The 13565-nt window shown below is 39.3% G+C and carries 14 protein-coding genes and 2 pseudogenes; 6 read left to right on the top strand and 10 right to left on the bottom strand.

The genetic code is table 11. The features are described 5' to 3' along the window. The first annotated feature begins 198 nt into the window (after positions 1 to 198). From mobQ to AC1P5O_RS14920, 5 genes are all read left to right on the top strand, one after another. Positions 199 to 1635 carry a MobQ family relaxase gene (gene mobQ, locus AC1P5O_RS14940; RefSeq protein WP_004641944.1) on the top strand — a complete coding sequence of 479 codons (1437 nt, stop codon included), beginning with the start codon at positions 199 to 201 and terminating at the stop codon, positions 1633 to 1635. Positions 1636 to 1736: 101 nt separating this feature from the next. Beyond that, positions 1737 to 1958, top strand: coding sequence for a hypothetical protein (locus tag AC1P5O_RS14935; protein WP_004641946.1), 222 nt, complete (start codon positions 1737 to 1739; stop codon positions 1956 to 1958). A 252-nt stretch (positions 1959 to 2210) separates the two neighbouring features. After that, positions 2211 to 3134, top strand: coding sequence for a replication initiation protein RepM (gene repM, locus AC1P5O_RS14930; RefSeq protein ID WP_004641947.1), 924 nt, complete (start codon positions 2211 to 2213; stop codon positions 3132 to 3134). Positions 3135 to 3194: 60 nt separating this feature from the next. Then, positions 3195 to 3746, top strand: coding sequence for a plasmid replication DNA-binding protein (locus AC1P5O_RS14925; protein WP_260396360.1), 552 nt, complete (start codon positions 3195 to 3197; stop codon positions 3744 to 3746). Between the two features lie 429 nt (positions 3747 to 4175). Continuing rightward, entirely contained in the window at positions 4176 to 4622 is a 447-nt protein-coding gene (locus tag AC1P5O_RS14920) for a GNAT family N-acetyltransferase (RefSeq protein ID WP_006581726.1), read from the top strand. Positions 4623 to 5069: 447 nt separating this feature from the next. Here AC1P5O_RS14920 and AC1P5O_RS14915 read toward each other — a convergent pair whose 3' ends face one another. Beyond that, complete coding sequence (locus AC1P5O_RS14915; protein ID WP_496220447.1) at positions 5070 to 5672, bottom strand: recombinase family protein; 603 nt, start codon at positions 5670 to 5672, stop codon at positions 5070 to 5072. A gap of 223 nt (positions 5673 to 5895) precedes the next feature. On the opposite strand from AC1P5O_RS14915, the gene AC1P5O_RS14910 reads away from it, so the two are divergent. Continuing rightward, a complete protein-coding gene (locus AC1P5O_RS14910; RefSeq protein WP_000537573.1) occupies positions 5896 to 6423 on the top strand; it encodes a plasmid pRiA4b ORF-3 family protein in 528 nt (175 codons plus the stop codon). 467 nt (positions 6424 to 6890) lie between these two features. Here the strand turns inward: AC1P5O_RS14910 and nadS are convergent, their stop codons facing one another. From nadS to AC1P5O_RS14865, 9 genes and pseudogenes are all read right to left on the bottom strand, one after another. Then, entirely contained in the window at positions 6891 to 7163 is a 273-nt protein-coding gene (gene nadS, locus AC1P5O_RS14905; RefSeq protein WP_004896911.1) for a NadS family protein, read from the bottom strand. 60 nt (positions 7164 to 7223) lie between these two features. Continuing rightward, complete coding sequence (locus AC1P5O_RS14900) at positions 7224 to 7394, bottom strand: hypothetical protein (RefSeq protein WP_499006261.1); 171 nt, start codon at positions 7392 to 7394, stop codon at positions 7224 to 7226. Positions 7395 to 7481: 87 nt separating this feature from the next. Beyond that, positions 7482 to 8390: pseudogene (locus tag AC1P5O_RS14895) on the bottom strand (IS3 family transposase); the annotation flags it as partial. A gap of 5 nt (positions 8391 to 8395) precedes the next feature. Further along, positions 8396 to 9601, bottom strand: coding sequence for an ISL3 family transposase (locus AC1P5O_RS14890; protein WP_020753573.1), 1206 nt, complete (start codon positions 9599 to 9601; stop codon positions 8396 to 8398). Then, the gene (gene cml, locus AC1P5O_RS14885) at positions 9594 to 10859 is read right to left on the bottom strand and encodes a CmlA/FloR family chloramphenicol efflux MFS transporter (protein WP_020753574.1); all 1266 of its coding nucleotides are present in this window, start codon (positions 10857 to 10859) and stop codon (positions 9594 to 9596) included. Before cml ends, AC1P5O_RS14890 begins: the two co-directional genes overlap by 8 nt. Before the next feature lie 180 nt (positions 10860 to 11039). Further along, positions 11040 to 11294 (bottom strand): annotated as a pseudogene (locus AC1P5O_RS14880) (transposase); the annotation flags it as partial. A gap of 200 nt (positions 11295 to 11494) precedes the next feature. Continuing rightward, the gene (locus AC1P5O_RS14875; RefSeq protein ID WP_499006259.1) at positions 11495 to 12271 is read right to left on the bottom strand and encodes a hypothetical protein; all 777 of its coding nucleotides are present in this window, start codon (positions 12269 to 12271) and stop codon (positions 11495 to 11497) included. Continuing rightward, complete coding sequence (locus tag AC1P5O_RS14870) at positions 12268 to 13107, bottom strand: hypothetical protein (protein ID WP_499006258.1); 840 nt, start codon at positions 13105 to 13107, stop codon at positions 12268 to 12270. The genes AC1P5O_RS14875 and AC1P5O_RS14870 overlap by 4 nt, the downstream gene beginning before the upstream one ends. A gap of 259 nt (positions 13108 to 13366) precedes the next feature. Further along, positions 13367 to 13565, bottom strand: a 199-nt coding sequence (locus AC1P5O_RS14865; RefSeq protein ID WP_499006256.1) for a hypothetical protein, incomplete at its 5' end; no start/stop codon positions are given.

The raw sequence follows: 13565 nt of genomic DNA, 5'->3' as shown, positions 1-13565 counted from the left end.
CATCATCCTGGGAAACCATCCCTAACATAAGCGCACTTGAATATGCATTCAAGGTGCTATATGTATAGTAATGTTTTCCTCGAAGAGCGCACTTATGCAAACTTCGTTTGCAAGTCCGATTGGGGTCTCCCCAATACCCCGACAACCGTATCCACGGTTGTATTTCACTACGTGAAAATTTAAAAGCGAAAAATAGGCATGGCGATTTACCACTTTTCAGTCAAAACCGTAGCACGATCAGCAGGGCGTTCCGCTACTGCTGCGATTGCCTATCGGGCAGGTGAAAAGATCTATTGTGAACGTGAGGGCCGAGAACATGATTACAGCCGAAAAACAGGTGTGGAATATAAAGAAATTTATTTACCCGAAGGCGCACCAGAACATTTAAAAAACCGGGAAAGACTCTGGAACGAAGTTGAACAACGGGAAACCCGAAAAAACTCGACAGTTGCCCGAGAATTTGAAATCGCTTTTCCAAGTGAATTAAATCAGGAACAACGCTTGGCCATGCTCGAAGAGCTATGCGCCAGTATCGTGGACAGACATCAGGTGGCCGTCGATGCCTGTATTCATGCACCGCATACTGGATCTGGTAGTGATGAACGCAATTATCACGCGCATATCCTGATGAGCACACGCAAACTTACTCCGGAAGGCTTCACCGAGAAAACCCGGGAACTGGATCAGAAACACAGTGGAGAAATCGAACACTGGCGCGAACACTTTGCCGATATCTGCAATATGCACCTGGATCTGGCTGGATACACTGCCCGAGTCGACCACCGCAGCTACAAAGACCAGGAGAATGGTTTAGAAGCCACGCTGCACGAAGGGCCGAAAGTCACCGAACTGCGCCGAAAAGGGATTGAGACCGAAATCAGCCGAAGCAATGACGAAATCAAACAGAGAAATCAGGCTCAGTTGCAATACGGCAAAAATATGGATCTGCTGATTGCTGAAAATGAGATCAAACTCAATACACTAAAAACTGAACAGCAGATCCAAATCAAAAATAGTGCTAAAACGCCACCAATTGACGAAAAAGCCCTGTTTGAAGAAAAACAGAGGGAAACCCTTGGCAAAGTGCTAAATCGCGAAATCAGCGCAAAAGACGCGAATCTAGACCTAGAATTTATGCAGGATGTTTTTAAAAAGGCAGAAAACACCTTGGGCAAGATGCAAAAGCATAAAAATGAGTTTAGTCAGCAGCTCGCCCAAGACATCTTGAAAAACAGACTGAAACAAAGTCATGACAAGTTGCAAAGTCTGGTCGATCAACACAATGAATTAACCCAGAACAAACCCTTACTGTTTGGAAAAAAAGCCTGGGAAGCCCAACGTGACGAGGTTTATCAGGAACACAAAAAGCTAAAAGGTCAGCATGAACACCAGAAAAAACATGGTGTGAAGGATTTATTGGAAAATGAAAAGTTCAAAGAACATGCCTGGAAGCAGTACCAACAACAACATCCGGCCAAAGCCAAGCAATACCAGACTCTATACTCAACCTATCAAGTCATTAAAAAATGTGTGAATGAGATCAAAGCAGAACAACAGCTGAAACTCAGACAAGAACAACAACTCAAAGCACAGCAACATGCGCCTAAAATGAAATCTCGTGGCATGAGTCGCTAAACAGAGCGAGTGTCTACGAGCGAACTGAGAAAATTTGCCCTTTCCTTTCCCTGATTACAAGCTCCCTATCCATCAATCACCTGCATACCAGAGCATCCCGCATGGGTGCGAACTTTCCAAATTTGATTCTTAAATCGAGCGTAGCGAGAAAAAAAGTTCATGAGCGCAGCGAATTCCGAGTTGCTTTTGCTTTTTCTAAAAGTCACGAAAATATTAACCAAAAATTGCCCCAACGAATCGAGCGAAAGCGAGATTCAATAGAGTTTGAGCGTAGCGAAAACCAAGGGCAATTTTTTATATTTTGGGCTTTTAATTATTTTTAAGCTTTTAAATGCTTTTAGAGAGGCTCAAGTCTTTGTAAAGAAAGGCTTCTAGAGCTTATATGACTACGTTTACCTACCAATATGACTACGTTTACCTACCAATATGACTACGTTTACCTACCAATATGACTACGTTTACCTACCAATAATCTACATTATTTTTTTCGTAGATTTAACTACGTTTACCTTGCATTAATCTACATATTTATTATTATAGATTTATATTCATAAGTAATAATGTAGATAAATAAAATGCGGGACCTAGTAGTTAAAGACAATGCATTAATTAATGCGAGTTATAACTTAGACTTAGTAGAACAACGTTTGATCTTATTAGCCATCGTCGAAGCAAGAGATAGTGGTCGGGGAATCAATGCAAATGACCCTTTAGAAGTCCATGCTGAGAGTTATGTAAATCAATTTAATGTTGCAAGACAAACAGCTTACCAAGCGTTAAAAGATGCCTGTAAAGATCTATTTGTACGTCAATTTAGCTATCAAGAAATTAATAAAAGAGGAAATGTAGAGAATGTTTTAAGTCGCTGGGTCAGCGAAATTAGATATATCGACGATGAAGCTACAGTAAAGTTAATATTTGCCCCTGCAATCGTGCCACTTATTACACGTTTAGAAGAACAATTTACTAAATATGAGTTACAACAGATTAGTAATCTCAGCAGCGCTTATGCTGTGCGATTGTATGAATTATTAATTGCTTGGCGCAGTACAGGTCAAACTCCCATTATTGAACTAGCAGAATTCAGACAAAAAATAGGCGTTCTTGATGATGAATATACAAGAATGGGAAATTTTAAAGATCGAGTATTAAATTTAGCTATTGCTCAAATTAATGAACATACGGATATTAACGTCCAATGTCAGCAACATAAAAAGGGACGTAATATTTCTGGTTTTTCATTCACCTTTAAACTGAAAAAAGTCGTTATAGCTCATAGTAAAGAGCAAACTGCTCTTGAGATTTTCTCAAAATTTACCGATGCACAGTGTCATCTTTTTGCCAGTAAACTGTCTGAGCTTCCAGATATGAATAAATATTCTCAAGGTACTGAAAGCTACTCACAATTTGCAGTTCGAATTTCTGAAATGCTACGAGATCCACAAAAATTTGAAGAACTACTCCCCTATCTAAAGAAAGTAGGCTTTAATACAAAATAAACTTCATGTTCAGATTGGATGTTCATACGAACATCCTTGTACACGCACTGAGGGATTACATTGAACACAACAAAATTCAGCGTCATGGACGCAAGTAAAGCCTTTAAAAAATCACGTACAACAATATATGAGGCTTTAAAAAATGGTGAGTTATCAAGAGATCATGATGGTCTTATAGACTTATCTGAACTTATCAGAGTTTATGGCAATCCAATCGCTGTTCAGTCCAGTACACGCACTGAACAAGTTCAGAAGGATGTACAGGTACACGTTCAATCTGAAGTTGAAAATGTATTAAAAGACCAGATTTCTTTACTCAAAAATCAGTTAGATTTAGCAAATCAAAGAGAAAAGTCTTTGATGCAACATATTGAAGATCTTACTCATAGAATTGAGTTTAAAGGCACCTTAGAACAGCCAAAACAAGAAAATATTAATCAGCTAAATGAATCTACTAATTCGAATATAGCAACAGATCCTCGGCCACAGGATGAATCAAACTATGACGGATTGACTACTTCAGAGAATAAACGCATCCCTGTTCCAGAACACGTTGAGCCTGAACCTAAAAAGAGGGGCTTTCTTAGCCGCTTTTTCCTTCCATATGGTTAGCCAGGACTCCAGTTTTTTGATGAGCCAATTTCAGTACAAGCACCTGAAATAATGACTCCTCAAAAAACCGGACGATGTTTATTAAAACTAATCAAAACCGTGGAACATTGCTCAAGAATTAAGCGTGGAACAAGAAAAAACATAAAAAAAAAGCCCACCTTGGGGAGGTTGGGCAAAAAAGAAACTACAGCGTTGAATTTTCAAGAGAATTATAACGCATTTCGTATAAGGTGTATTATGTTAATTTTAGCTATTTTTCATAATACAGCTTTTCGTAAGGCTCACATTTAAACACATTTGTTCTTTATGATTATTCGCTCAAATAAAACTTCCTTATATACAATATTATTAAAATTCAAATATTTACTTACAAATAATATAAAAATATGTATATGCTTATTAAGCATTTAATATTTGGAGCTTGATGTAATGAATACTCTTTTTGAACCAGAATTAAACGATTTAGAATCCTTAGCTGAAATTTTTAATGCATATAGGGTTTTTTACCATCAAGAACCAAATATAGATTTAGCACGGAAATTTATTCATGAGAGGATTACTCAAAAGGATTCAAAAATTTTTATAAAGAAAGATGAACTCAATAACATTCTTGGTTTTATCCAGCTTTATCCCACGTTTTCATCTGTTTCAGCAGGAAAAGCTTGGATTTTAAATGATTTATATGTACATGAAATGAATCGTAGACAAGGTATTGCTGAAGAATTAATGCAACATGTAATTCAATTTGGTAAAAATACGAATGCTAAATATCTCGCTTTAGAAACACATTTTGATAATGTACCAGCACAAACACTTTATAAAAATATGGGATTTATCGAACAAGATAAGACAAAGTTATTTGAATACTCTTACTAATCTATCTCTATTTAACATAATGGCGGTTATACGAAATTAGTAGTTTTTACGCGGAATTCCTAACGTATTCATCTTTTGTCTTATATCTTTATTTTTACCAATAGGTAAAATATATTCATAACTTACATCGAAAAGTAGGTAATTAAGAAAAAAATTACAGCGTTTTATAAGCCTTATAGTAACGGGAGAGACTATAGGGCTTTTTATTTATCTTAATATTCATATACCTAATGGATTTGCTTTTCAACTAGTTCCAATTTGTTTAATGCTTGCCGTTTTTTATGATCATTATTAATCTTTACAACTAGAGCTAAAATAAAAACCATCACTATAAAAACAAGGAAAATCAAATGCTTTTTCATCATTAATCCCTTCTTTTGATCTTTAAGAATGCCTTGTTCCTTTGTAAATAGATATGACATAAGGGAAGCACTGATACAAGCCTTTTTAAATGACTTTAGCAACTCGATAAACAGTTGCAACTCCACAATTCACTGCTTTGGCAATTTCTTCCTTAGTCATATTGCCAGCTGCTAGTAATTCTTTTATTCGTTTGTGCTTAGCCTCATTGGCTTTCTTACCTGTTGGCTTGTAACCCGAACGTGCCAGGCCCTGCTTAATACGTTCTATACGTTTCTCATTGTCTAGGCGAGCCATTGTTGCCAGGAGATCAATCAACATATTATTAATGAGTTCTAGGATTGAATGAGTAATGGTGTCACTGGTTTGAATCATTTGGTAGGTAGTAGGAAGATCTGCCACAATTAATCGAAGTCCTTTCTCCTGAATCCTGCGCTTCAGCTCTTGAAAATCTCTTTGGGTTAGGCGTGATAAGCGGTCAATACTTTCAACTAACAAGGTGTCACCTTGATTTGCTTCTGACAGCAGCTTATTCAATTCAGGTCGGTCTAACTTCGTACCACTATAGTTTTCCACGTACACAATGGTTTCACCCAAATTCAAGTTTTGGTTTAGATCCTGAAGAATCTGCAAAGCCCTTTTTGCATCTTGATCTTTAGTTGAAGCTCGTAGATAAATACGTGTATTCATTTCTATCATTTAATCTTAATTCTATTAGATTAATGATAACAACATCATTTAATTATTGCATTAAGTCTAATGATAGATATTGTATGCGATTTGGCTCGCTATCATTCAGCTATACTCTTTTGATAGAAAAATCATGACAGAAGGGCATGCTTGGTAAGTTCATATAACGTGTATTATGTTAATTTTAGACTTACTAAAACTATTTTTTGAGAACTAGGCTGTTATGGGAACTGTAAAGCTCAAATCTTCTGATGAAGTTTTTCAATTAAAAATTAGTCTTCTAGGCAGTGATCCTGAAATCTGGAGAACTATTCAAATTTCATCGGCAGCTACTTTATCTACGCTCCATAAAGCAATTCAATCTGCTTTTGATTGGGAAGATAGCCATTTACATGAATTCACGACTATTAAGCATGAAAAGATCAATAAAAGACAAAAATTGAAAGAAGTTCTACGTGTAGGTAAAAAAATTATATATACATATGATTTTGGCGATTGTTGGGAACATTTGATTACTGTAGAAAGCAGACAATCTCCTGATTTAAATAAAAAATATCCATGTTGTATAGATGGTCAAAATCATGCTCCATTTGAAGATATTGGAGGAATTTTTGGATATCTTGATATTTTAGATGCATTACAAGACCCTAAACATCCAAGATATGACGATTACATGCAAATTATCGAGGATGAAATAGGAGAGATAGAGTTTGATCCGACCTACTTTAATTCACATGATATTAAGTTTTAAACCTGATTTAACATAATGGGCGTTATACGAAACGTATATTTTAAATATATAAAAATCATACACTTGTGTTATAGTGATAATGCTCGACGATGTCGAAAAGCTGACTTGGAAACAAGTCGGCTTTTTTATGAGCGGTTTTGATACTTCTTGCCAATAAAATCGGCCAAAAATTAATCAATTTTGAGATTTTTCAAATTTTATCAATGCCTCAATGTCCAAAATTATCCACATTTTTTGTGGATAAAATTTAGGCTATTTTGTACGCTCTGGCGTACATAAATCTCGGCCCTTTGCGGCTACCTGGGACAGTGGAATTTTCCTATGATGAACTCATCGGGAACAGGAAGTTCCATACAAGAATAACAAGAGATAAGTACAAGGACTGTAAGGTACGACAGGAGTTATACCGAGCGAACCAATACGAAAAACCCCGGCAGGATGCCGGGGTTTTTCATTATATAAACTTCTTAGATTAGAGTCGGATGAGCGTCAAGAATACGGATTAAAGTTGCTGCAGGACCAGTTGGATAACGACGGCCTTGTTCCCAGTTTTGCAGAGTTCTGGCACTGATATGCAAACGTGCAGCAAATTCAGCTTGAGTTAAGCCTGTCTTCTCACGTACTTCCTTAATATCCGGCAATTCAAGCTCCGTTACCCGGCTTGCTTTCATTTCATTGCGTTTTATGGCACCAGCTTCTTTGATTGAAGCAACCAGGTCATCAAATAAGTTGTTATCCATGAAATTGCTCCTTCACTAATTGACGCAAAATAGAGGTCTCTTTGTCTGTCAGGTTATCTTTCACAGACTTTGGATAAGCCACCAGGCCAGGAAAAAGATCTGATCATCTTCTGTGACCCAATAATAGATCACCCGGATACCGCCACTTTTACCCTTATTGCCTTGAGCACAACGTACTTTACGAATTCCACCACCATTCTTGATTAAGTCACCTTTATCAGGTTGTACCAAGAGATCCTGCTGGAGTTGCCGATATTCTTCATCACTTACAAGCTCTTTGATTTGCTTGGTAAAAATACTTGAATAGCCACCAAAATTCTAGACACACCTAACCATCTTTTGATGGGCCTTTTCATAATCTAATGGAGAACGCTGACCATTGGAACCATGTCTGCGTTTTGAATTGTAGAACATCTCAATATATTCAAAGATATCAGACCTAGCTTCAGTTCTTGATGCATATAGTTTCTTCTTAATTCTTTCTCGCTTTAACAACTGAAAGAAACTCTCAGCAACAGCATTATCATGGCAATTTCCTCTGCGACTCATACTACATTCCAGATTGTGCTGCTTAAGGAATGTTTGCCATTCATGGCTCGTATATTGACTGCCTTGGTCAGAGTGAATCAGAACTTTATTCTGTGGTTTTCTCCGCCATAGAGCCATTAATAACGCATCTAAAACCAGATCTGTCGTAATTCTGGATTTCATAGACCAGCCAACTACAAGTCGTGAGAACAGGTCGATTACCACTGCGAGATACAGCCATCCTTCATGGGTACGAATATAGGTAATATCAGTCACCCATAGTTGGTTCGGCTGTGCTGGATTAAATTGGCGGTCTAAAGTGTTTGCAGCAACAACCGACGGAGTACCTGCATGAGTTCTAGGTTTGCGATAGCCACGCTGTGATTTAAGTCCATCAACTTTCATCAACCGATGCACTCGATTAATCCCACAATTCTCACCAACATCTTTCAGATCACAGTAAATCTTGCGATAGCCGTAAACCCCACCAGATTCTAACCAAAACTGTTTAATCAGTCCTGAAAGTTGTTGCCGTTTCTGGGCTGTCTTGCTGATAGGCTGCTTTAGCCATGCATAATAACCACTATGATGAACATCTAGAGTTGAACACAAACGACGGATCGGCCATATATGCTGGTTGTCCCGAATAAAGGCGTACCTCATTTGGACTGGCTTGCGAAGTACACCGCGGCCTTTTTTAAAGTTCATCGCACTTTGCCGGGAAATGCAGCACGGATCTTGAGGAAGAAGTAGTCCGTGTCGCGGTATCCATAGGCCATCCGCTTAATGACTTTGATCCGGTTGTTCATGCCCTCCAGCACGCTGGTGTTCAGCCGGTGGAGGGCACTGGAAACGATACCCTCCATATATGGCTCCAGCTTCTTGGCAAATCGTACCAAAGCATCAATTCCGCTACCGAGGGCCATGCCGGCCCATTCCCGCCAGGCGCTTCTGGCCGTCGTCTCGCTTTCCGCAAACCATAGCGTCTTAAGTTGGTCCTTGAGCACGTACACCGTAGTCAAGAACGCATTGGCGGCCAGGAGTTCGTCCAGCTTGACCGCCTGCTCGGGCTCAAGGTTGTCAGCATTGCGTAACAGTATCCAACGGCTGCTTTTGATCACCTTGCGGGCGACCTTGTCATCTCGCAGTTGATTGGCCTGATCAACTCGCACTCTATCCATCACTTCGCGGCCATACTTAGCCACCACATGGAACAGGTCGTAGACCACCACCGCGTTGGGGCACTGGGCCTTCACTTCAAGATCGAAGGCTGAGTTCATGTCCATGGCCACTGCCTCGATCTGGTTCCGGGCATCGCCTAACCACTCGAAGAACGGCCGGATCGCCTCACGCGAGCGGCCCTCGCCAATCCACACCACTTGCTGGGTGTCGGCACAGGCGACCACCGTGGCGTAGCGATGACCCTTGTGCAAGGCGAATTCGTCCATCATCAGGCGGCGCAATCGACTTCGATCTGGCTCGTGCAAATCACGTTTGAGCCGCTCCATGTCAATAGTCTTGACTGTATGCCAATGCAAGCCCAAAAGATTGGCAACATGACTGACGGGCAGCATCTGTACTAATTTCTCAATCCAGTTGCGCAATGATTGCGTAATACGGGAGCGCGGTGGTAGCCAATCGATCCGCTCTCTGGTTGGACCGCATTGTGGACAACGCAGCCGCCGCACAGGTACATCCAACTCGACGCGATACTGCATAATTGGTGACTCGCGAACTCGGCGCCAATTGATGTCATGTACCAGGAAACAAGGGCAATCGCATCGGCTACAAATTGGCGTATGCTCCTCGTCGTGTGTAAGACGGATCAGCAAAGTCTGTTCATCTAGAAGCCCATGAGACGCTGGCGAAAAGCCCTTCCAGAACAGGCTCCAAACATCAGCGCTAGTCATGATCATGGACCGATTGCGCGCTATCGGTGCCTTGTAGCGCCAAGGCATCATGTTCTTCTTGGCTGAGATGGCGTCTGTTGGGATTGATGCAGGACAGACAAAGCACTGCTGTTGCGAGGATGAGGCAATAAGCGATGATCGGCCAGGTGGTACCAGTCGATAAAAGCGTAATAATGAGTGTCCCGATAATCCCTAACAGTAGTCCACCCAAACAGAAGTAGACTGCTGTAGCGGTCCCAGCGATATGATCGAAACCTCGAAGAGCGGCATTGGGTGCCACCGATACCGCAGTGGCGATACCAACACCCACGAGCCACATCGGGGCGATGAAGCCAAGCACCGAGACCGGTGCCAATGTCTCGCCAACAGCGAGCAACAGCGCTCCCGCCATCAGACACCCCATTCCCACTCGTAAGGTCTTCAGGCTTCCCCACCGGGGAATCAGTCGTCCCATGATTCGCGCTGTAGCCATCATAGCGATGGCCACTGTAGCAAATAGCAAGCTGAAGCTAAGTTGCGATAACCCTTGCCTCCCCATCATTAGCCAGGGGGCGGTCGAGAAAAAGACGAAAAAGCTGCCCATCCCCGCGCTGTAACAGAGCGTGTACAGCCAGAAGTTCAGGTGTTTCACAGGAGTCAATAGCTGCGACCACTGTAGGTCTGCCGTCCGGTGCCGCCGAGTCTCTGGCCAGAGTCGCCAGGCTGCGATAACAGCGCCTATCATTGCCATCCCTAGCAAGCCGAAGATTGCGCGCCATCCGAGCCACGCGTCGACCAGCGCTCCTAGCAGTGGGCCTATCGCAGGAACCATCGCAAGCATAGAGCCGAGCAAGCCATAGATGACGTTGCTTTCCTCACGGCCCGAATAGATGTCGCGTACCGTCGCGAAAGTGGAAACGAGACATGCCGAAGCGCCGCAGGCCTGAAGAACGCGGAAGCTCAGAAAAAGTTCTGGCGATGAAACTACGGTGAGGCCGAATGAAGCCGCAATATAGGCAATCCCGCCACCAAGTAAAACGGGGCGGCGACCCAGCCGATCCGACAGTGGGCCGAAGAGAAGCTGTCCGGCTCCAAGCAAAACCAGGTATGCCGTCAACGTCAGCTGGATCGTCCCTGCACCGGACCCAAGTGCATCCGCCATGAAAGGCACCACGGGCAGGTACATATCCATGCCCAGTGACGCCAGCAAATCGAATGGTGATAACAGCAATAGCGTGGCGGGAAGAGAATACCGCCAAGAAAAATCTTTTGAGCGCACGAAGCCATCTCCTTAAGTTAAGAATTTGGCGGCGCTCTTGCAGAGCAACTAGGTTCTTGAGAACGCCGCAACAACCGAAAACGAAGGTTGCTGCGGCTTACTTGTCTGCTTTCTTGGTAGCGCTCATGTGCGGGTTATCTCATGGATGAGTCCATATCGTAACAATCTTCACGCTAAAGTGCAAAGAACCTTTTTTAAGATGTCCCGTTCTTCAGTTACTCTTTGCAGTTCTTTTCTGAGCTTTGCTAGCTCTGCAGTTGGATCTGCTGATTGAGTAACTTTGGGTTGTTGAGGATCATAGCGTTTAATCCAGGCATATAAACTATGTGTAGTTGTACCTAAACGCGCAGCAACCTCGGCCACACTATAACCTTTCTCGGTAACTTGCTTTACTGCTTCAATTTTGAATTCTTCAGGATATCGTTTACTGCTCATAAGCACCTCGTTAATTAGCCATTTTATCTAACTAAAAGGTGTCTACAAAATCGGTGGCTATTCAACTAGTTTCAATGAATAACATAGGTTTAAGTACGTCAATGGCGTATAAGAATTTTAGCAGTTTTAGAACAGAAAAACGAGAGCTGTCTGCTATCGTTTTGCATAACTCGTATTATTTTAATTTTATCGAATCTTAATTAACTTTTAGTAGGGGTAGATTTGGCTTTAAATAAGTCAAAACTAATTTTAACATCTTTCATTACCTCATTAAGTTCATGATTATTTCTTAATTTTTTAGATATAGCTTTATTTTTTAGAAACTGTACAGATGCACAAACAAGAATGAGATTTGAAAATGTTGTTACATTTATTAATCGCAAATAATAGGTTTTTCTATCCTCTACAGAAAATCCATTTTTTTCATTAAGCATTTTATCAATTAAAGAAACTATGACATAAAAAGATCTTAAGACTTCATATAAATTATATTTTTTATTCAATATTATATATAATTGCTCAATATTATTTGATAATACTGCATCATTTATATACATTTCGGTAACTTTCTCAATTTTTTTAACAGCTTGATCCTGATAAAGGATCTCTTTTCTATTTTCTTCTAAAACTTCAATTTTAAAATTCCTAAATATTTCATTTTGACAGTTAATTAAATGGAAAAATGAGGTCTCAAATGTCCTAAGATATTCATTCTTTTTGTTTATTTCTAACTGTTCTTCAAGACTAAGATTAGCTCTAAATTGATGATTTAAAGAACATATCAACAAAAAAACCGTTATAAAAGTTAGAACTGGATTTAAAGTTCCACCTAAAAAATCTCCCATTTGTCCCCATACTTCTTGGGATTGGGACAAAGGTAAAGTTAATTTATAATTAAATTGATACCAATATAGAGTTGGAGCTCCTATAAAGATAAAAACTCCAAAACCTAATAATGTCTTTAAATAGTTATTCATATAATTACAGATTCAATAATATATTTAACAACTTCGCCATCTCTCTTAATTAGTTCTCTAGCTGAAACATTAATATAATGCATAACTTCTTCATCATCTAAACCATTATTTGAGTCTAAATTTTGACTAAATATCTTTTTAACTTTAGGTTTTAAAGCTTTATAAGAGATAAAACCAAAGGCTATGGTTTTATCAGTATTATCACCTTTAACTTTACATCTACCATTGCCAGTAAAAATATTAAATCGAGTGATAGCAATTGAAATATTTATAATCTTTTTAGACTTTTTAGGAACTAAAACAGCATATGTTTCTTTATCGAAAGTTTGAAGCAATTCAACTTCTTTTATCTCTTCTTTTACATAAGTTTTATGATGTAGAGAAACATCATAATGAAGTGTATTTGGTACAGTATGTACTCTTTGAAGAGTTCCGTTACGTAATTTTTGGATTAAACTTTCAGAACTAGTACCTAATTTATCTATAAATCTAGATGCTGATGGAGATAATTTAGGGTAATCCTGAAATAAAGCCTCAGACAAATAATATTTAATAATTTCTACTACTACAGGTTCTCCAAGCTCATTAAATTTTTGTTTAGCATTTTCTGAGCATGTTACTAATCTGAAATTCTGACCATATGAACCTTCAAATGAATCTTCTAATTCAGTTCTCGTATCATCATGGAAATTTTTCCTTTCCGGAATCACTTCATTAGCAATAGTCTCAGCAACAGTCCTAATAGCATCAGACATTCCTTGCATTGTTTGCAATGATGATTTCATATCAACTGTATAGCCAGGAGAATGGATAACTAAATCAAAGTGTATATTCATTATAAAGTTTAAGGATTATTGGAAGTAATAAAGAATTATTAGGATTTAAGACAAATAAATCAATAAAAATAGTGATTTATCTATATAAATTTATGAATATATTTTAAGAGTTATTTGCCCCTATATAAATAGATACTAAGAGTGTCGTATCTAGGTTTTAGCAATCTCATTTAACATAAAATCTCTTATACGCAATCAAAAAAGTGAGGTAAAAACCTCACTTTGTATAAAGCCAAATGAATGGATATTTCCTAGAATTTTAATTAATAAAAGTTATCACGGTAGAAGTTATAAGTAGTATTGTGGCGATCAATGTTAAGTAGATGCATGGTTTACTCATTGATTGATCATCTACTTTGAAAAAGTTCTTTATTGGATCCTTCCAACCAGTCATTTGACTCCAAGGATACCAAAAACATAAAAAACCCAAAGTACTTAAAATTCCGGCTAAATCAAAA

This window comes from Prolinoborus fasciculus (genome assembly GCF_056724605.1).
The sequence above is the reverse complement of the archived record's forward strand: the minus strand, read 5'-3'. Positions and strand labels throughout refer to the sequence as shown.